At 57.0% G+C, this 21,192-nt stretch carries 14 protein-coding genes; all 14 read left to right on the plus strand.

The window, feature by feature from the left end; all coding sequences use genetic code 11:
* The first annotated feature begins 480 nt into the window (after positions 1 to 480).
* The 14 genes from LOC70_RS20500 to LOC70_RS20565 all read left to right on the plus strand — a co-directional run bounded on the left by LOC70_RS20500 (position 481) and on the right by LOC70_RS20565 (position 21,127).
* On the plus strand, positions 481 to 957 hold the full coding sequence (locus LOC70_RS20500) for a type II secretion system protein GspG (RefSeq protein ID WP_230255834.1): 477 nt from the start codon (positions 481 to 483) through the stop codon (positions 955 to 957).
* 5 nt (positions 958 to 962) lie between these two features.
* Entirely contained in the window at positions 963 to 1,676 is a 714-nt protein-coding gene (locus LOC70_RS20505; protein ID WP_230255835.1) for a prepilin-type N-terminal cleavage/methylation domain-containing protein, read from the plus strand.
* 47 nt (positions 1,677 to 1,723) lie between these two features.
* Positions 1,724 to 2,197 (plus strand): type II secretion system protein, encoded by a 474-nt coding sequence (locus LOC70_RS20510; protein WP_255716512.1) that lies wholly within the window; start codon positions 1,724 to 1,726, stop codon positions 2,195 to 2,197.
* 70 nt (positions 2,198 to 2,267) lie between these two features.
* On the plus strand, positions 2,268 to 3,284 hold the full coding sequence (locus tag LOC70_RS20515; protein WP_315857321.1) for a prepilin-type cleavage/methylation domain-containing protein: 1,017 nt from the start codon (positions 2,268 to 2,270) through the stop codon (positions 3,282 to 3,284).
* Positions 3,268 to 5,037, plus strand: coding sequence for a type II secretion system minor pseudopilin (locus tag LOC70_RS20520; protein ID WP_230255838.1), 1,770 nt, complete (start codon positions 3,268 to 3,270; stop codon positions 5,035 to 5,037). The genes LOC70_RS20515 and LOC70_RS20520 overlap by 17 nt, the downstream gene beginning before the upstream one ends.
* A 15-nt stretch (positions 5,038 to 5,052) precedes the next feature.
* Entirely contained in the window at positions 5,053 to 6,708 is a 1,656-nt protein-coding gene (locus tag LOC70_RS20525) for a hypothetical protein (protein WP_230255839.1), read from the plus strand.
* Complete coding sequence (locus LOC70_RS20530) at positions 6,705 to 8,159, plus strand: hypothetical protein (protein WP_230255840.1); 1,455 nt, start codon at positions 6,705 to 6,707, stop codon at positions 8,157 to 8,159. The genes LOC70_RS20525 and LOC70_RS20530 overlap by 4 nt, the downstream gene beginning before the upstream one ends.
* 127 nt (positions 8,160 to 8,286) lie before the next feature.
* Positions 8,287 to 9,756, plus strand: coding sequence for a transcription termination factor NusA (gene nusA / locus LOC70_RS20535; RefSeq protein WP_230255841.1), 1,470 nt, complete (start codon positions 8,287 to 8,289; stop codon positions 9,754 to 9,756).
* Positions 9,757 to 10,018: 262 nt separating this feature from the next.
* Entirely contained in the window at positions 10,019 to 13,147 is a 3,129-nt protein-coding gene (gene infB, locus LOC70_RS24535) for a translation initiation factor IF-2 (protein WP_230255842.1), read from the plus strand.
* A gap of 156 nt (positions 13,148 to 13,303) precedes the next feature.
* The gene (rbfA, locus tag LOC70_RS20545) at positions 13,304 to 13,717 is read left to right on the plus strand and encodes a 30S ribosome-binding factor RbfA (RefSeq protein WP_230255843.1); all 414 of its coding nucleotides are present in this window, start codon (positions 13,304 to 13,306) and stop codon (positions 13,715 to 13,717) included.
* Between the two features lie 13 nt (positions 13,718 to 13,730).
* Positions 13,731 to 15,002, plus strand: coding sequence for a hypothetical protein (locus LOC70_RS20550; RefSeq protein WP_230255844.1), 1,272 nt, complete (start codon positions 13,731 to 13,733; stop codon positions 15,000 to 15,002).
* A gap of 79 nt (positions 15,003 to 15,081) precedes the next feature.
* Positions 15,082 to 15,822 carry a YebC/PmpR family DNA-binding transcriptional regulator gene (locus LOC70_RS20555; RefSeq protein ID WP_230255845.1) on the plus strand — a complete coding sequence of 247 codons (741 nt, stop codon included), beginning with the start codon at positions 15,082 to 15,084 and terminating at the stop codon, positions 15,820 to 15,822.
* Positions 15,823 to 16,199: 377 nt separating this feature from the next.
* Complete coding sequence (locus LOC70_RS20560) at positions 16,200 to 17,828, plus strand: efflux RND transporter periplasmic adaptor subunit (protein WP_230255846.1); 1,629 nt, start codon at positions 16,200 to 16,202, stop codon at positions 17,826 to 17,828.
* Complete coding sequence (locus LOC70_RS20565) at positions 17,825 to 21,127, plus strand: efflux RND transporter permease subunit (protein ID WP_230255847.1); 3,303 nt, start codon at positions 17,825 to 17,827, stop codon at positions 21,125 to 21,127. The genes LOC70_RS20560 and LOC70_RS20565 overlap by 4 nt, the downstream gene beginning before the upstream one ends.
* Positions 21,128 to 21,192: the final 65 nt, after the last annotated feature.

Genomic DNA, 21,192 nt, shown 5'->3' on the forward strand with positions numbered 1-21,192 from the left:
CGGATGGACTCACCCAGTCAAAAATCAGTTTCACAGGGCGATTTCAGTCGCAGCATTTTGGGAAGACCTGCTCAGTAGAGGCGATGCGTGATCGCCGTCGTGCCGCCAACGCGGGAAACCGAACCCCGGGAATGGGAATGAGAGAATCCCGACTCGGCCAAGTGAAGTGCGGCTCGCTAGAATTGAGCGTCGCGGAGACGGGCGTTCCGGGAGTTGAGCGGGCTAGGGACGTGTGCATTTGGGAGCGTTCGTGCGGACGCCTCCGTTGCTGTTGGACTGGCTCGTTCGATCAGGCCCACACGCCGTGACTGGCGAGTTCACCGCTCATCGATCTCGCTGGTTCGGGGATGGATGACGCATCGGGCTACAAACAAAGACGAAACTTCTGGGCTGGCTTGGGGTTCATTTCTAGGTACGCTTGAGAGAATGCCCCCAGCGGGCTCCTTCCATCCCTTCCCACCTTCCCGAATGTTTCGATTCATGACGCTCACAAACCCTTGTTGTGCGGTTCGTCCCTCTCGCCAACGTGCATCGCTCGTGTGCCGAGCTTCTCGACGTGCAACGGCTGGCTCGCGTGCTGGTTTCACGCTGTTGGAACTGTTGTTGGTGCTCTCGATCTTGGTCGTGATCGGCGGGATCGTGCTGGTCAACATCACCGGGGCACAAGCCGAAGCGAACGTCAACGCAACCACGACGCAGTTGAATTCGCTGAAGAGCAACATCCAGATGTATCAGATCCGAATGAACTCGTTGCCGGAAACGTTGGAGCAACTTCGCGACGGACCGAGCGACTCGGCAAAGAAAGCCAAATGGGTCGCTCCCATCATCACGGAAATCCCCACCGATGCATGGGGCAACGCATTGACCTACAGCGTGAACGGAAACACGTTTGAAATCCGCAGCGGCGGGGTCGATGGTCAGGTCAACACGGATGATGACATCATTGTGTCAGGCTGATCGCCATGACACGGTCGTTTCGCGTTGAATTCGCTGCTCGTACCGCCTTCACCCTGTTGGAATTGCTTCTCGCCATGGCGGTCTTCGCCGCAATGGCGGCCGTGATCATTCCATCGGCGGGTGCGTTGCTGTCTGACCGTCGGTTGGTCCGCGGAACCGATCAACTGGTGGCCGAGATGACCCGACTTCGCGTCCGGGCGATGCGTGATGGGCGAGTGATGGTTCTCCGCCCGGCGGAAGCCTCCTTCGTCGACGCAAATGGAGCGAGCCAATCGGTGGCGTGGATCGTGTCTCCGTTGAGTTCTTCCGCCGATGCGACACAGGCCTTTGACCAAACGGGCTCTCAGTCCTCGTTGATGTCCGGAGCATCGCAGACTTTGGATGCAACCACGGCAACCCCGGTCGAGGCTGACTCACGCGTCATCGAAATGCCAGAAGGTGTGACCATCACCAGCGTCGCGACCTCGGCCGTTGGAGGACAAAGCGTTCCGGAAGCGGCCACGTTGTTGATCAATGCGAATCAAGCGACGACGGCAACCGTTCCCAACACGGACGGCGAAGTCACCTTGTCCGCGTCAGCCGATTTTCCGGCGATCTATTTCTATCCCACGGGCCAAACCAGTAACGCGCGAATCACCTTGGCGCACGTTGAGGCCGGTTCCGCATCGGTGATGTTGCGGGGATTGACCGGCGACGCCAGCGTGGAGGTGACTCCGTGATTGACTTCGCCAAAAAGGTCACGCCGCCAACATGTTTTACTTGCAGTATGCGGCAAGCGTCTGGGTTTTCGCTGCTGGAGATGATGCTCTCGCTTGCGATACTCGGGATGTCGCTCGCGATCCTGGCACAGATCGCCGGCACGGGAACCGACGCCGCACGAGAAGCCAGGGATCTCAGCCAAGCTCGGTTGATCGCGTCCAGCAAGATGTCGGAGATCCTCGTTTCCGCGTCGACCGGGATTTCACCCGCTGGGGCACCCGCGATGCCGGTTGAGTCGATGGACTCCGCCGCGACGACTCAATTTCAAGTGCAAGTCGACGTGGTTCCAGCACCCATGGACGGAATGTTGGCAATTCGCGTGGGCGTGGAAGCGCTCGATCCGGACGGTGGTCCTCCGTTGGCCACCTATGCGTTGACTCGTTGGATGATCGATCCGCTTTTAGGGTTGAAGGAGTTGGCCGAAGAAGAGGCCGCGTTGCGAGAGGAGGCAGCCAATGCTGATTCAGCAGCCATTGAATGATCGATCCAATCGCCCTCGAGTCGCATCGGGGCGTCGACTCACGTCTCGGCTGGGCTTCACGCTGTTGGAAATGTTGCTGACGCTGGCCATGAGTGTTGTCTTGATGGGGCTGATCAGTTCCGCCATCAACTTCTACGCTCGTGAAATGGACAACGCCGAACAGGAGTTCCGCGAAGCCGAATTGGCATCGGCGTTGTTGCAATTGATCGAAGACGATTTGCGAATGACGTTGGTGACTCGTCCTGTCGAAACGGATGGGCTGGCGGATGTCTTGGCGTCGGCGTCGGCACCTCTGGACAGTCTTGGATTGGGCGGCGGCGGGGAAGACTCGGAGTCGGATGACTCGCTTCCACCCGCGGATCCTGACACGCTGGACGACGATCCCATGTTGGACGAAACGGATTCGGCGTTGATGACGGGGATCGTGTTGCAGTCACCCGGGCTGATCGGAAACGAAACACAACTGCAAATCGATGTCAGTCGTTTGCCCAGTTTGGAACAGGGTTCGATCGATCCTGAGTTGGCGATCAACACGGGAGTGGAATTGCTCGACCGGCCCAGCGACATCAAGACGATCAGCTACTTCGTGCAGATGGCCGGTTCGTACGGCGTGCCGGATAAACTGTACACGCTGGCGGCGAGCGATGAAAACGCGGCGGCTGTCGCGGCGAATTCCGCAACCGCAGGGGGAGGTCTGGTCCGTCGCCAATTGGATCGAGCCATTGGTGTTCAAGCCCTTTCCACCGGCGGGTCTTCCCGGTTGGAGCAAACGGGCGAAGTGATTGCACCAGAAGTTGTCGCGATCCAGTTCGAATACTACGACGGAATCGATTGGCTGCCGCAATACAGCACCGATGAAACCGGATACTTGCCACTCGCAATTCGCGTGCGATTGCAGCTCGCGTCGCCATCGAATGCTGATCAGGCGACACCCAATCCGGTCACCAACAGTTTGGCCGCCAGCGAAGGCCGCGTGTTCACCCATGTGATCTACCTGCCAATGTCGTTCCCAGAGGATGGGGAAGCACTGTTGGAAGAACAGGAAGCAGCCAGCACCGCGGAGGCTCCCGATGTCGTGGCAGAATGAAAAGAGATCAACGGAGGGTTCTCCTCGTGACGCATCGCCCCGCCAGAAAGGCTTCTTTTTGGTGTTGGTGTTGATCGTCATCGCGGTGGCAACCATGGCGGTCTATTCGTTCACCGATCTGATGATTGCGGCTGACGAAACGGCTTATCTTGCAGGGGACATGACGCAGGCTCGCGCCACGGTGGACTCGGGCATTGAGTCGGTACGATTGACGTTGGCTCAAACGCCTGCCATTCGAGAAGACTCAGGTGGTGTGTTTAACAACCCCAACTTGTTTCAGGGGGTGCCCGTCACCGATGGAACTCAAGGCAACCCGACCAGCAACTTTACCGTCATCGCACCCGGGCTGACCGACATGGGAACCTTGGGGGGCATTCGATATGGATTGCAAAACGAGTCCGCACGGTTGAACGTCAATGCGTTGATCGTGTTGGAAGAGAACTCCGATGCGATCAACATGCTGAGTGGGCTCTCGGGAGGCAGCGTGGATGCCGGTGGGATCTTGGGCGACGTGACTGGCGAGAGTGAAGAAAGTGTTTCGACCGAAAACATCGCGGTGACGTTGTTGATGACCTTGCCCGGGATGGATGAGTCCATCGCGAATGCGATTTTGGATTGGCTTGATGAAGACACCGAGCCACGAGAGAACGGCGCGGAGGACGAATATTACACCGCTTTGGCGACTCCTTACGCTGCCGCCAATGGGCCACTGCAATCGGTGGAAGAATTGCTGCTCGTGCGTGGTGTCACGCCGCAGTTGTTGTTCGGTGCGGACACCAATCGCAACGGTGTTTTGGATGCCGACGAGCAACAACGGTTTTCGGCCAGCATTGACACGCCAGGGGTGTTGGGCTGGGCCAGTTATCTGACGGTGCATGGTGCTGAGGCCAACAAAACCATGGACGGGGACTTTCGCGTCAACATCAACCAAGACGACCTCGAAGTTCTTTACGACGAGCTCTTGGCGGCTTTGGGTGACGACGTGTTGGCGTCATTCATCGTTGCTTATCGGATGGCCGGTCAATCTTCGCTAACGGAAACGATGGTGGCGACCGCGTCGGCACAAGGATTGGCGGCCCAGGGCATCGAAGCCGATGACGCCGCCAACGCCTCACGCGAAGAAGAAGGCACGGTGCTACCTTGGTCCGTCGACGCGTTGGATCAGTTTGATTTGACGGCGGGAGCGGAGGTGGAATTCAACCAGTTGTTGGATTTGATCGATGCGAAGGTGAGTCTGCAGCAGAACGACGAAACGATCACCTACACCTCTCCTCTGATTGGCGATCCAGCCATCCTGGCGGAGTTTCTGCCGTTCTTAATGGATCAACTGACCACTCAAGATTCCGATGTTCTGCCGGGGCGGATCAATCTGAACGAGTGTCCCGCTGAACTTCTGATGGGGATCCCCCTGGTCGACGTGGACACGATGACCGCGATCCTGGACGCTCGGGCTCAAGCCGCGGTCGGTGGCACCACGGATCGCAATCACGAAACTTGGCCCCTGACGGAGGGTTTAGTCACTGTGGACCAAATGCGTGCGTTGCTTCCGTTGGTCACGGCTCGTGGCGACGTCTTCCGTGCTCAGGTCATCGGTTACCACACCGGCACCGGTTTGTCCGCGCGTGGGGAAGCGATCATTGACGCGACGACGCCCAATCCAAGGGTGGTTCACTACCGCGATCTGACGCATCTCGGTCGAGGCTTCGATCTGTCCGTCTTGGGCGGAAACATCGTGGCTCCCAACAACAACTAAGTAGACTATTGCACCATGACTAAAAAAGTAGCCGTCGATTGGGATGAACAGCAGATTCGGATTGTGGTCGGAGAGGTCTCCGGCAAACAAACCCGAATCGTGGACGCTGCGCTTCTGCCGATTCAAACCGCAGGTGTCGCAGCCACTCTGAAGTCTTGGATTGCCGAGCGCAAGCTGGAAAAGTCTGAGTGCTTGGTCGCAGTCGGACGCGATTCGGCGGAGCTGCGGCAGATGGAGTTTCCGCCGGTTCCTGACGAAGAGCTGCCGGACATGGTGCGGTTTCAAGCGGTGCGATCGTTTGCGTCGGCCGGCGACAGCGCGACGGTCGACTACTTGCCCACATCGCGTGACGAAAAAGGCGTTCGTGCCATCGTGTCGGCAACCGGAGCCAATCGTCTCGATCCAATTCGAAAGGTGGTCGAGACCTCGGGGATGACCGTCGGCCGCATCGCTCTGCGTCCGATCGCGGCTGCCGCGCTGTATCAAATCATGTTGCACGACTCAGTCGCCAACTCGACTCGTTCGACGTTGGCATTGATTGACTTGGTCGGTGACGAGGCGGAAATCGTCTTGTTCCGCGGACGCGATGTCGCGTTTGTTCGTTCCGTTCGCTTGCCTTCGCAATCACCGGCACGAGTCAATGCGCTCGCCGGTGAGTTGCGGCGAAGCATGATTGCTTGCGGTGCATCCGGTTCCCCTTGTGACATTGCAATTTGGGGAACCGAACATCGACATAAAGAAGAATTGGATCAAGTCGCGGATCGTTTGGATCAAGGGCAAGATAAACCGTCTGAAAAACGCTTGATCAATCCGTTGCAAATCGTCGATTGCGATTCGTCGGTGGAGCCTTCGGTTGGCGACACGGTCGGTCGGCTGGCGCCGCTGGTCGGTTTGCTGGTGGCCGATGCGTCGCATAGCGATCGGTTGATTGATTTTGAAAACCCACGCGAATACATTCCGCCCACGACCAACCGCGGAAAGCTGGCTGCGATGATCGGCGTGCCCGCCGCATTGGTGATTGGCGTCGGTTGGTTGTTCTGGAGTCAGTTGGCATCTCGTGATGCGGATATCGAAGCGTTGGAAAAGGCCAATGCTTCCCTTCGCGAACAAGTGAAGGTTGCCGACGTCAGTGTCACTCGCACGGAACGCATCGATCAGTTCCTGGATGCCGATGTGAACTGGTTGGAAGAAATCGAACGCTTGGCGGGCGCCTTGCCACCTTCGGAAGAATTGATCCTGCAGCAGATCTCTGCCAACGCGGACATTCGCCAAGGCGGAGGACGCATGGTGGTCGCCGGTTTGGTGACTTCGCCAGATGTCATCGATGAGATGGAAACGTCGCTTCGTGACGAAACGCATCGCGTGGTTGGTGATGGTGCCAGCCAGATCGAAACGGAAGACGCCTACCGCTGGCAAATTCGCGAAACGATTTCGGTGGAATCCAGCAGCGTTCGGGCCGATCGTTACGAACGCATTGCCAAAGCGTCGGAGGAAGCGAACGCGACGGACACTTCGGAAGGAACCGACGAAGCCGCCGAGGGAACTTCGGCCGAGCCCGCTTCGTCCGCAGCGGAGTCAGGAAAGCAGTCAGCAGTGCCCGGCCAAGAAGAGCAGGCTAACAAGCAATCGTCCGGTGGATCCACCGACGTTCAATCGGAGGTGTCGGCATGAGTCAACGCGAACGTTTTCTAGCGATGGCCGTGGGCGGCTTGTTCATTGTCGTCGCTTTCCAATGGGGGTTCAGCAAGTATCGAAGCGCGGTCAAGTTTCGCGACAATCGACTGGCGGGTCTGCAGAACGAAGCCGATCAACTGAACGAAAAAATGCTGGCGGGCGCGTACGCCGACCGGCAGATGGGCGAGTACATGGTGCGTTCGTTGCCGGGCAATCCAGAAAAAGCCAAAAGCACTTATCAATCGTGGTTGCTAGGCACCGTTCGCGAAGCGGGGTTGATGGATGCTGGCGTGGACCCGGTCAGTGATGCACCGGTTGGCGATCTCTATCATCGCTACGGTTTTCGCGTTTCTGGCAAAACGACTCTGAAGGGTTTGGTCGGTTTGCTGCATGACTTCTACGCTCGGGACTATTTGCATCGTGTGCGTGAACTCAGTTTCGGCCCCTCGCGAGCCGGTGATTTGAACTTGGTCATGACCATCGACGTGATCTCGCTTGCCAATGTCGGCGACGACGTTGCCACTCCGGAGGAAGATTCTTGGCGGATTGCCAAGTCATTGGACGAAGTCGAATCATCGATTCTGAATCGCAATTTCTTTGAGCCGCCAAACCAACCGCCTGTTTACTCGGGCGATGAAACACTGGTGGCTGTCAAAGGCGAGAAGACCGAAGTCAAAATCAAAGCCAATGATCCCGAAGGCACCGGCCTCACATTCGAAATGGAAGGCGAGCTTCCCGAGTGGGCAACTTTCGATCCGGCCTCCGGCACGTTCACGTTCAACGCGCCGGCGGATCCCGAGCAAGACGGCGACGAGGCCGCCGCCGAATCAACCAGTTCTGCTGAACCGTTGAAGGTCACCGTTCGCGTCTCTGATTCCGGTTACCCAAAACGTCAGATTGAAAAGACGTTGGCTGTGCGATTGCAAGACCCACCGCCGCCGGCTGCTCCGGATCCATTGCCACCGAAGTTTGACGATGCGACTCAGACTTATCTGACCGCATTGGTTCAAGGTCGTGATGATTGGACCGCTTGGATGAACGTTCGCACTCGCGGCGAGACGTTGAAATTGCAAGTGGGTGATTCGTTCGAAATCGGATCCAAGAAGGGCGTGGTGAAGTCCGTCTCCGCCCGAGTGGTCTTGTTGGAAATTGACGGCAAGCAGTTCGAGCTGCGACCGGCGGGCAAATTGTCGGAAGCGGTGGAGTTGGAGTCTCCGGAGCAGCCCAAGGCTGACGCGGCGACCGAAGAGTCGCCGAGCGAATCCGATGGTGATCCGGGGAAGGATGAAGCGTCTGAGGTTGAGCCCGCCGAAGAGGAAGCCGCGGAGAATCCGCCAGCGGAACCCGTGGCGGAGACCGCTGCGGAGGAGGATTCAACCGAGCCTTCCGAACAATCGGAAGAAACCGCCGCGGACGAACCGGCGCCGGCTTCCACGACCGCCGATTGAGAGCAGTTCGGATTGACAATGGAAAGATCGAGCGATACGCTCGGTGCATCACCAGGGAAATCGTTCGCCCGGGCCGATTCGGTCCGGGCTGTTTTTTTATCTTTTCATCTCCAATCGTCTCATCGCCATGAATCCGCAAGACATTTTGCGTTACGTCGATTCGCTGCACCGCGACAAAAACATCGACCCCGAGCTGTTGTTCCAGGCGATCGAGTCCGCTTTGCAAAGCGCTGCCAAAAAGCAATACGGCGAAGAGTCCGATGTGATTGTTTCGATCAGCCGTGACAACGGAGCGATTGCGGCCACATTGGCGGGCGAGCCCTTGGGCGATGACCAAATTGGACGGATTGGTGCCCAGACCGCAAAGCAGGTCATCATCCAAAAAGTTCGCGAAGCAGAACGTGATGCGTTGATGCTGGAGTACCGCGATCAAATCGGTGAGATCGTCAGTGGAATGATTGGTCGCGCCGATGGCGGCGTGGCAACGGTGAACCTGGGCAATGTCGAAGCCATCTTGCCTCGCAGTGAACAGATTCCCGGTGAAAGTCTGCACGCCAACGAACGCGTGCGAGCCATCGTGTTCGAAGTGCGTCCATCGGGCGGTAACCGCGTGCGAGTCGTACTTTCACGTACCCGACCTCAATTCGTTCAGCGTTTGTTTGAGCAAGAGATTCCCGAACTGAATGACGGCGTCATCGCGATCAAATCCATTTCGCGTGAACCCGGCTATCGCAGCAAGGTCGCCGTCAGCAGCGACGACCAACAAGTCGACCCGATCAGCGTCTGTGTTGGCTACCGCGGCAGCCGCATCAAAGCGGTTCGTGAGGAATTAGCCGGTGAACACATCGACGTGGTTCGCTACGACAACGATCCAGAAGTCTTGATTCCCAACGCGTTGCAGCCTGCTGAAGTGGATCAGGTGTTGTTGTGTGACATGATCGGTCGCGCGATTGTGTTGGTCCAAGAAGATCAACTGTCGCTGGCAATCGGTCGTCGCGGGCAAAACGTGCGACTGGCCAGCAAGCTTTGCGGTTGGGACATCGAGATCATGACCAACGCGGAACTTGAAGAGCAAATCGAACGTGCCGTTGGTGGATTCAGTCAGATTCCAGGCATCACAGAAGAGATCGCTCAGTCTTTGGTCGAGCAGGGATACCTGTCGTATGACGACCTGTCGGTGATCGAGCCCGATCTGTTCATGGAAATGAGCGGGTTGAGCGAAGAAGAAGTTGACCGGATCGTGGAGACCGCCGAAGCGAAGGCGGAAGAGGCTGAACAAGCGGCTGCCGAAGAGCGTCGTGTCCGACGTGATCAAGAAAAATCGGATCAAGCGGCTCCCGCGAAAGAACCGGCTGAAGGCAACGCCGGTGGCGAAAAGGCACCGTTGGAAGAAGCCGTTGCCGAGGCGACGGGCACAGAAGCTGCTGCTGAATCGGAAGAAGCCGCCGCTGAGGAGCAACCAGTGGCCGACGAAGCTCCCGAAGCGGAGTCAGAAGAAACAACCGCCGAGGTGGCTGAGTCCGAGCCCACCGAAACGGAGGTGGTCGCGGAGACGGCTGAGTCGTCCGAGGCCGATGTGAACAAGCAGGATGGTTGAGTGCAGCCGTTTTCAAAAAGCGACCTTGTACGCTATCCTACGTGGGACTGAGGCAAAGTTGGTCTTTGCCACTCGTCCTTGGGACAATTTGAACGCTATGAAATTCCCCGTTGTTTTCAGCGAGTTCGGTGGTGATCCACCCGCTGGCGGTAGCAACGATGGAGGTCTTTTTATGCGATTTTGATGAACGAAACCACGAAGCCGCAGCCGCAAGGAATTGCCAGCGGACTTCACCTATCGAATTTGACAGGATCCCGACCCAGTGCCAGTACGCATTTACGCGCTCGCCAAAGAACTGAATCTCGACAGCAAAGAACTCGTTGATGCGGTAAAAAAAGCCGGCATCACCGGCAAAGGTTCCGCGCTGGCCAGTCTCTCCGATGAAGAGGCCCAGCAAGTGCGAGGTCATCTCGCCGGTTCCGCTGCGAAATCCGAGTCCAAGCCAAAAGCGGCTCAGCCAACCATGGAAAAACCCGCGGCTCCCGTCGCCCCCGTCCGAGATCTGGGCGGAGCGGCCGGTCGAAAGCCCGCTGCAATCAACGTTGGCCGTTCTTCCAAACCAACCGAAGCCAGCGAAAAACCCGCTCCCGTTGCTCCTGTCCGCGATGGCGGGCGACCAACAGGAAAACCTGGGCCCATCGTCCGCACGCCGAAATTGGCTCCGGCTCCCGAGGCGAAGGCCCCGGAAGCACCGCCGGCTGATAACTCGCCCAAGCCCGAAGTTCGATTGCCCAAACCAGGTGGTCTGAGTGGCGTCACGCCCGGATCCAGTGGTCGAGGCATTGGCATGGGTGCCAAGGTGGACGACGGTTCGGGCACATCGGATTCACCCGCCAAGTCATCACCCGCGGCGAAATCGGATGCTGGGGAACGCAAGGCACCCAAGGCTCCATTGCAAGCCAAGCGGGAACCTGCCGCCAGCGACGACACCGCGTCCGGCAACGACGGCGGAAACAAAGGCGGCGGTTTGGCCAGTCGCATCGCGAATCGGATGGGGAACAATTCCTCCGGACGCGTCGTGCCCAATACGCCCGGGACACCGATCGCTCCTGTCCGAAGTGATTCCGCGATGGGCGGTTCTGGCGGAAAAATGCGGTCTTTGGATCGTTCGCGAAATCGCGGCGATGACGCTGGCAAAGGTGGCGACGCGGGCAAAGGCAAGAAGCGTGAGCCGCGAATCAAAGTCAACCTGGCTCAACTGCCCAACGCGCCAAGCAAGCCAGCCGCGCCGACCGGTGGTTCCGGACCGGCGGCTCAAAAACCCGATATCAAGCTGACCCGTGATGTGATCGAAGGTCACAAGCAGGGGATGAAAGCTCCGTTGGCTCGTTTGGAGCAGGACGAGGCAGAGAAAAAGCTACGCGGCAAAAAGGGCGCGGAGGGGACTGGCAGTCTGGCCGGTCGTGGTCGCCGAGTCGATGAAGAAGACGACAAGCCAAAGAAGAAGGGCTTGGCGGGGATGGCCAGCGCACGTGCCGAGCGGCAGCGTGGCGGTGGTGGTCGTCGAAACATTGGGATGGATCGGAACGATCGTCAGCAAGGTTTCCGACGGTCTCGCCCGCGAATCCGTCGCAAAGGCGTCAACACGGCGGCACCTCGGAAAGACAAGGTGCAGTTGGAATTGCCATGTACCGTTCGTAGTTTCTGCGAAGCCGCTGGGATCAGCGTTGCTGACGTGATGCGAACGCTGATGGGCATGGGCATGATGCTGAACATCAATGCGGAAATCGATTTTGAAACCGCTGAGTTGTTGGCCGCCGAGCACGATCTGGACATCGAGCTGAAAGCAGCGGAATCGCTCGAGCAAGAGTTAATCACCGAGATCGAAGAAGCTGAAGATGAACCCGATAGCTTGGTCGCTCGTCCGCCCGTGGTGACGTTCTTAGGTCACGTTGACCACGGCAAGACAAGCCTCTTGGACTACTTGATCGGCATCAACGTCGTCAAAGGCGAAGCCGGCGGGATCACCCAGCACATCCGTGCTTACAAAATCGAAAAAGACGGTCGCGCCGTCACCTTCGTCGACACGCCCGGTCACGAAGCATTCACCGAAATGCGCGCTCGCGGTGCCAACGTCACCGACATCGCCGTTTTGGTGGTCGCCGCTGACGACGGGATCATGCCTCAAACCGAGGAAGCCATCAGTCACGCAAAAGCGGCTGAAGTGCCGATCGTCGTGGCGATGAACAAGATCGACCTGGAAGGCGTCGACCCGAACCGCGTGATGACTCAATTGACCGAGCATCAGCTCACGCCAAGTGAATGGGGCGGTGACGTCGAAATCGTTCGTACCAGTGCCACGCAAGGCACCGGCATGGACGAATTGCTCGAAACGTTGCTGACCATTGCGGAACTGAACGAATACAGTGCGAACCCGAATCGTTCGGCTCTCGGGGTTTGCTTGGAAGCCGAACAACAGGGCGACCGCGGTGTGGTCGCGAAGTTGGTTGTTCAAAACGGCACCCTTCGCGTCGGTGACATCTTGGTTTGCGGTCCTGCTCACGGTCGCGTCCGTGCGATGCAAGACACGTTGACCGGCGAGTCGATCACCGAAGCCGGGCCGAGCACGCCTGTCAGCCTGATGGGTTTGGACACGCCTCCTGGTGCGGGCGACCGTTTCCACGTGCTGAAAGACATTTCGCAAGCGCGCGAAATCGCCAGTGCACGGGAAGGGGAATCCAGCCGCCAAAGCTTGTCGGGGATCACCACGAAGGTCAGCTTCGACTCGTTCCAAGAAATGCTGGAAGACGGCAAGTTGGGCGAATCCGAAGACCGCGTGAAGTTGAACCTGATCATTCGTGCGGATGCTCGCGGATCGTTGGAAGCCATCGACAAAGAGCTCAGCAAGTTCGACCATCCCGAAGTCGAAATTCGCGTGCTGCAGCGAAGCGTTGGTGGAATCACCCTCGCCGATGCGACCCTGGCCAGTGCTTCCGATGCCGTCATCTTGGGCTTCAACGTGATTCCCGATGACAAGGCTCGTGCCTTGGCGGAAGAACGCTCTGTCGAGATTCGACGTTACGACGTGATTTATAAGTTGACCGACGATATTCGTGCGTTGATCGAAGGACGTTTGAAACCCGAAGAACGCGTCGTCGAATTGGGACGTGCTTTGGTCAAACAAGTCTTCACGATCAGTCGCGTGGGAACAATCGCGGGTTGCTACGTTGCTCAAGGCAGCATTCAACGCAATTGTCGAATTCGCGTCAGTCGAGATGGTCGCGTCATTGGCGATTACCAACTGGACACGCTGCGTCGCATCAAAGAAGACGTGAAAGAAGTGCCTCGCGGCATGGAATGCGGTATTCGATTGCAGGGCTTCAATGACATCAAACAAGACGATGTCTTGGAAGCTTACAAGATCGAAGAAGTCGCACGTAAACTCGATTGATTGTCGAGTCGGAGACCGGCGACGCGTGTTGTTCATGCGTTGTCGGTTGCCCATCGCTGAAGCATTCAGCAAAACCATGGAGGCGAGTCGCTATGGCTCACCCCTTTTCAATTCTGTTGCGATTGCACCCTCCTCTTTTCTTTCGAAGTCTGTCCTTTGTCCAGTCGACGTTTGCTCAAAGCCGCCGAAGCGATCCGCGAAGTGGTCGCCAATGCGATCGTGACCGAAGTTCGCGACCCGCGTGTTCGCGACGTCACCGTGATTGGTGTCGAGGTTTCGCCCGACATGCGCGAGGCTAAGGTCAAGGTCAGCGTGATGGGGGACGACTCGCAAAAGCAATTGTCCCTTCGTGGCCTAAAGAACTCCGCCGGTTTCTTGCAAAGCAAAATCGCGAATCGGTTGGACACTCGATACACGCCCAAGTTGCGGTTCGAAGTCGACAAAGGCCAGGAGAATGCGATGACGGTCAGCGAGATTCTTGCCCAGATTCGGCGAGAAAAAGAAGACGCTACCGATGATCGTGACCAAAATGATTCAGGCGAAGAAGCCTCTCCCCACTCAAACGATTGATTACCGCATTTAGATGTCAGCCACCAACCGCGCGAAACTGATCACAAAGCTGCAAACAGCTTTGAAGAAACATTACGACGTGCCACCGGCCACCCCGTCACGTCCTCTGCTCGAGCATGCGCTGTACGCATGTCTGTTGGAGGATTGTCCTGCTGATTTGGCCGACGAAGGTTTGGCGAAGCTCGAGCAAGATTACTTTGACTGGAACGAAGTCCGTGTCACGACGGTGACTGAACTGGCCGGTGTGCTGTCCAGTCTGCCTGATGCCAACAAAGCGGCTCAGCGATTGAAGTCGATTCTGCAGGCGATTTTTGAAGAGTTCTACAGCTTTGATTTGGATCACTTGAAGAAGGAAAATCTCGGCAAAGCCGTCGCGAAATTCGAGGGCATGGAACCCATGACCCCGTTTGTGTTGAGTTACATCATCCAACACGGATTGGGCGGTCACTCGATTCCGATCGACTATTCGGCAATGGTGGTGATGTTGGTCACCGGCATCGCGAGCCAGTCGGAAGCGGCGGATGGTCGCGTTCCAGGACTCGAACGAGCGGTTCCCAAAAGCAAGGGTGTCGAGTTTGCCGCCTTGCTGCATCAACCCGCCGTGGCGTTGACGATCGATCCAAAGGACAAGAACGCTCGCAGTTTCCTAGAAGCCGTTGCCAAAGGCAGCTCCAAAGAACTCGACGAATGGTTGAGCAGCAAAGAAGCCGCGATCCAACGGGTCAAAGCTCGTAAGAAAGAAGAACGCGAAGCCGCCAAGCAAGAGGCGGAAGCCGAAGCGGCTGCGGAAGAAGCTCAGGCCAAGTCAGCCGTGTTGGTCAAACGCAGCGCCAAGAAAGGAAGTCGCACGACCAAACCCGCGGTTCCACAGAAGTCGGCGGCCGAACAGGCGGCCGAATCGAAAGCTCGTTTGGAAGCGGAAGCGAAAAAAGCCGAAGCCAAGGCAGCCGGAAGCAAGGCCAAGAAGAAGGCGACCAAATCCACCAGCGATACCGCTGCAAAGAAAGAGACTGCAACGCCAAAGAAGTCTTCCAAAACAGCATCGAAGTCTTCCACCACAACGAAGTCGGCTGGAAAGAAGTCCAGCAAGACCTCCGCTGCGAAGAAGGCTCCTGCAAAAAAGTCGAGCGGCAACGCCAAGGCGAGCACTGCGAAACCTGCCGCACCAAAGAAGGCAGCCAAAAAGAAAGCCGCCCCAAAGAAGTCCAGTTCGTCCGGAGCAAGCAGCTCGTCGGCTGGAAAGAAAGCGACCAATCGTAAATTGACCAAACGGAAACCTCGCTGATCTCAATCTTGCTCCCTGTCGACCTTGGGGAGTGAGTCTTTTGAGCCAGGAATCAATCCATATTGGAAGGACGACTCTGATGGCAGGTCATAGTAAATGGGCAAACATCCAGCACCGCAAAGGACGCGTCGACGCTCAGCGGGGCAAGATGTGGAGCAAGCTTAGCAAGGCAATCATTGTCTCTGCGAAGATGGGTGGCGGCGATCCTGCGTCAAACATCCGGCTACGCAAAGCCATTGATGACGCCAAAGCAGTTTCAATGCCCAAAGACAACATCGAACGTGCGATCAAACGTGGCACGGGCGAACTCGAAGGCGCCGCCGTGGAGGAGATCCTCTACGAAGGTTATGGCCCTGGCGGCGTTGCCGTGATGTGCTTGGCACTGACCGACAATCGCAACCGCACCGCACCTGAACTGCGAACGCTATTCGGAAAGCACGGCGGTGAACTTGGGAAAACCGGATGCGTGTCGTACCTGTTCGAACGCAAAGGCATCTTCGTCTTCGGTGAGGACGCGGACGAAGAAAAGGTCACTGAGTTGGCATTGGAGAACGGTGCCGAAGACGTTGAAGCGGATGACGATGGCAAACTGCAAGTCACCAGCAGCCCGGAATCCTTCGGCGATCTGGAAGTGGCGTTTGATGAAGCCGGCATGTCGCCCGAAGTCAGCGAGGTGACGCAAGTCCCATCGACGAACGTCGATTTGGACGAAAGCACCTCCGGCAAGGTGTTGTCCTTGTTGGAAGCACTGGACGACCACGACGACATTCAAACGGTCAGCACGAACGCGAATTTCCCATCGGAGACGGTCTCGGAATAAACTCCGGTCGCTCGAAATGACTTTCCCAACGACGCCAGCACTCCACCACGGATGCTGGCGTTTTCGCGTCTGGTGAAGCAGTCGTTTGCGACGTAGGGGGGTGGATGGCCGGGAAAAATGCGCCACTCAAGCTGGATCGTCATATTTGGCGGAACCTCGGTAAATCGCGCGGGTTAGACTACCAAGCGTCGCTGCGCTTCAAATATCGCGTGCTGGTCAGCCAGTGCAATCGATCATGCGAGTGAGCCGGAATATCGCTCCGCTGGTTTGCTAGCCCATTGTGTGATGTGATTCCTCGCCGCTCGGTCGCTTGGCGACGCGCTCGCGAGATGAAAGACGCTGATCGACGTGCTTGTTCCTCATCGGTTGAAGTTTTGATGCCCGGTTCACCATCTGAAACTCTGGTTTCCGAATCGAAAACGGAGACGGCTGATTTTTCTCGGCCAAACTCATCCTTCGAGGGTCAAACCGACCACTCTCGAACGGCTCCCAGCGAAGGACTGGCAAGTGGTGCCAAAGGCGACGCGCCAACTTCGATTTCGCGTCTTCGCTTCCTCGTCAATCTCGTGGTCTCCGTCTCAATTCTCGGTCTGTCGGTCTACGGGTACACATTCCTGGGGGAACGCACTCGACCTCAGCGGAAGAAGCCGCCGAAGTCACCGTTCACGGTTGTGTCGACGAGTGACCTGCGGGAGCATCGGGGGCCCGTTCAGATCGACGTTAACGGTGTCGTGGTTCCGTTACGCGAATTGAGGTTGGCGACGGAAGTCGCGGGGCGGGCAGTCGAACTTTCTCGTAATGTTCGGGCTGGTCGTTCGGTCGCTTCCGGCGAAGTGTTGCTGAAGTTGGATGCGACCGAATACGAGTTGGAAGTGAAGCGTTTGAAGGCTTTGTCCAAGCAGGAAGCCGCGGAGGAGGACGCTGTTCGAGTCTCGATTGAGAACACGCGTGAATTGCAAACGCTGGCCGAGAAGCAACTGGAAATCGCGAATCAAGAAACAAAACGTGTTCGTGCCTTGGTCGATCAACGAGCGGCGTCTGCTTCCGAAGTCGACACGGCGAGGCGAGCGGAGTTGGCCGCCAACGCCGAGCTGGTCACTCTGCAAAACCAATTGCGTGAACAGGCCGCTCAGCTGCAACTTGTCATTGAAAAACGCCAGTTGACGGGCGTCTTGCTTGAACGTGCAGAGCTCGATCTTTCACGATGTGTCGTGCGCTCGCCGATCGATGGCCGCGTGGTCTCATCCGCAGTTGAGGAACAGTCTTTTGTTCCAATGGGGACCACGTTTGTCACCGTCGAGGACACTTCCGCGGTCGAGGTTCGTGCCAGCTTGACCGCTGATCAAATGTTTTGGATCTGGAACAGCCGTTCCACCGCTGATGATCCCATTCTCGACAGCGGTGAATCCTTCGAAACGTCATCGCCGGAAGGCCGCGAGAGCGGAGTCACGGTTCCCGCAATCGTTTCGTGTGAACTGGGAAATGAGCGACATCGTTGGTCGGCCGTGTTTGAAAGGCTAGACGGTGTCGGGATCGATCCAAACACGCGAACTTATCCGTGTCTGTTCCGAGTCGAAGCTCCTTTGTCCAAGTCGGATTCCGATCTGGAGCGTCCGTTGACGCGAGGCATGTTTGTCAACGTTTCTATTGAAACAAATCCCAATCGAAAGCTGCTTCGTGTGTCGGAGACTGCGGTTCGGCCTGGGAATCGTTTGTGGTTGAGCTTGGAAGGCAAACTGCGGATCGTTCCCGTGTCCGTGGTCAGCCGCATTGGCGATGAAGTGGTGGTTCAAATGCAAATTGCACGTGAGCATTTGGATGCCTTCGCGGAAGCAAAGATCATCGTGTCACCGATCAGTGACCCCGTGGAGGGAATGCCCGTCGGCTCCGCGACGGATGCTGCTGGCAGTGGCAAACGCGACGATGGTGTGGCAACGAAATCTGCCGCGAAACAGGATTCTGCTTCAGTGAATCCATTGGGCATTGCATCGCAGGTGGCGGGATGAAGTCCTTGATTGCGTGGTCGGTCAAGAACTGGCAGGCCATGAATGTGATCATGGTGGGAGTCTTGTTGTTGGGCGCGTTCAGCCTGATGCGGTTGCGACGCGACTTCTGGCCTGACTTCGAGCTCTATGTGCTGTCTGTTTCGGTCGAGTATCCAGGGGCCAGCCCGGACGAGATCGAAGAAGGCATCTTGGAAAAGATTGAAGAGTCTGTTCGAACCGTGGACGGCATCGAAGAGATGACGTCGCTGGCTCGAGAGGGCATGGGCACCGTTACGTTGGAACTGGATCCCGATGCGACGCAAGCGGATGCACAACAAGTGCTGACGGAGGTGACGACCTTGATTGGGCAAATTCCCAGCTTTCCGGAGCTGGCGGAAAAGCCCGACATTCGAATGAACACCAATTTCGTGACGGCGATCCGTGTGGCGGTGATGGGGCCAAAGGTTGCGGAGGTGTCCGACTTGGTTGCGGAGGATGCCGCGGCGGTCAGCTCGGTTTCAAATTCGACCGAAGACAATTTGGTTTCTGCGACGCGGCAGAGCGGCGACGAAGCTCGATCCGAATCCGCGCTGGCGCTTCGTCGCGTCGCCGAACAAATTCGCGAAGAAATTTTGGCGTTGCCTTCGGTTTCGGTGGCGGATTTGGTCGGCACTCCGGATTACCAAATCGACATTGAGATCCCCGAAGAGACGCTTCGCAAATACAACTTGTCGCTGAAAAGTGTTGCGGAGATCGTACGTGCCAACAACGTCGAGTTGCCCGGAGGAACTCTGCGGGGACGCTCGCAAGAAGTTCTGTTGCGAGGGAGTGACAAGAGTTCCGTCGGTTCGGGAATCGAAGAGATACCGCTGGTGAGCCAAGCCGATGGCGTGGTGTTGACCGTCGGCGATCTCGGTCGCGTACGTGATGAGTTTTCCGTCGAAGGCAGCATCAATGAGGTCAATGGGCGTCCTGCCGTCTTGGTTTCCGTCGAAACCACCAGTGCGGATGATTTGATCCAAGTATCGCAAGAAGTTCGCGAATTTGTTGAGCGTGGGAGTGATGCGTTGCCGGAAGGCTATTCACTCATCGCCATGCGAGATCGGTCCACCAGCGTGAAGAACCGTCTTGATCTGCTGAGCAAGAACGCTTGGATGGGGCTGGCGTTGGTGTTCATCGTCCTGGCGTTGTTCTTGGAGATGAGATTGGCGTGGTGGGTGATGTTGGGAATCCCCATCTCGCTATTGGGGGCATGCATCTACATGCACTACGGTGGTCAAACATTGAACATGACTTCGATGTTTGCTTTTCTCATTGCGTTGGGGATCGTGGTCGACGATGCCATTGTGGTGGGGGAGAACATTTATGCTCACCGAGAAATGGGAAAGAGTTATCGTCAGGCTGCCATCGACGGTGCTTACGAAGTCATGCCGTCGGTGATCACGGCGATCTTGACGACGGTGATCGCGTTTGCACCGATCATGTACATGGAAGGGCGAATCAAACGTTTGACGGTGGTTCTGCCGATGTGCGTGGGAGCCATGTTGATCATCTCCATGTTCGAGAGTTTGACCATACTGCCGTCTCACCTCTCACACAAACGCAGTCGTTTTCTCGATGCCTTGGCTTACATTTTGATGCCGCTGCGTCCGCTGGGATGGTTGCTCGAAAAGGCGAACGGTGGGATGTCGCGGCTGTTGACGCAAGTGATCGATCGGATTTACACGCCGACGCTACGTTGGTCGCTGCGGAATCCGTCGATTGTGCTTTCAACATTGGCTGGTTTGTTGATCTTGTCCGTTGGTGTCGTCCGTTCCGGCATGGTGCCATTTTTGTTGTTGCCCAAGATTGATTTTGGCTTCATCACGGTTCAGGTGACCTATCCCGATGGGACGCCGGTCGAAATCACCAATGCTGCGACCAAGCGTTTGGAAGACGCGATTTGGCGAGTCAACGAACGATCGATTGACGAGGGGCTGACGGTCGATAGTGGAGGCTTTGTTCAGGCGGTTCAGCGGACGGTCGGGTCTTCGGGCGATGAGGTCGGGTCCAGTGTCGCCAGTCATGTCGGTGGGTTGTTCATTCAATTGAACGATATCGGGCAACGAACGGTGAGCAGCGACGACATCGTTCGAATGTGGCGTGAAGAGGCCGGGCGGTTTCCAGGGGCCGAAGCCGTCGCTTTCGGTGCGACGCCACGCGGACCGGCATCTCTGCCGATCGAGATGCGACTGATGGCGTCCGGCGAAAACTTAGACGACTTGGACGCCGCGATTGAACGCTGCAAAGCCAAGTTGGCCGAGTATCCCTATGTTTCCGACATCGCCACCGATACTCGGCAAGGAAAGTGGGAATATCGGATGCGAGTTCGTGACGATGCCAAAGCGATGGGTGTGTCGCTCGCGGATGTTGCCGGAACGGTGCGGGCATCGTACTACGGAGAAGAAGTGATGCGTCTTCAGCGTGGACGACATGAAGTCCCCTTGCGGGTTCGCTACCCGCGAGAAGAACGCAATACATTGGTGAGCTTTCACGACATTCGCGTGCGTGGCGACGATCGCATGGAGCGACCGCTAGACGAAATTGTCGAGGTGGACGTGCAACGCGGCTATTCTGAGATCAGTCGTGTCAATCAGATGCGTAGTATCGCGGTGGTGGCGGATGTCGATGAGACACGTGGCAACGCTTTCAACGTCGTTGCGGACCTGAAGAACAATTTTGTTCCTATTTTTCAACAAGAGTTTCCCGGTGTGCAGTTGCAATGGGGAGGCCAGCAGGAGCAAACCGACGAAACGGTGAACAGTCTCACCCTTGGATTCATGTTTGTCTTGGGGGCGATGTTCTTGTTGCTGACGATTCAGTTCAACTCCAGTTGGCAAGCCATTTTGATTCTTTCCATCATTCCCTTTGGCTTCATTGGTGCAATCCTGGGGCACATTGTGATGGACATTGATCTTACTCTGTTCAGTATCTTTGGGATCGTGGCTTTGGCGGGAGTCGTGGTGAACGATTCCATTGTGTTGGTTGACTTCATCAATCGCCGTGTTGCCGATGGACTACCGCTCGACGAAGCCATCATTGATGGGGGGCGCCGGCGGTTTCGTGCCGTGCTACTGACCTCGGTGACAACTTGCGCGGGAATGATGCCGATTCTGCTGGAGCGTTCCAAGGAGGCTCAGGTGGTCTCACCGATGGCGACCAGTCTCACGTTTGGATTGGCACTGAGCACTTTGGTGGTCCTGGTGCTGGCCCCCGTGATGTATCTGGTCATTGCGAAGATATCTCCGTCGGCGGATGGAAACGCCGTTGCGGAGTCATGATCGGAAGCAACGGATTGTCATGCGTCCAGTTCAATGCGGGCCCAGTTCAATTCGGGCCCAGTTCA

This window comes from Rhodopirellula halodulae (assembly GCF_020966775.1).
Taxonomy (GTDB): domain Bacteria; phylum Planctomycetota; class Planctomycetia; order Pirellulales; family Pirellulaceae; genus Rhodopirellula; species Rhodopirellula halodulae.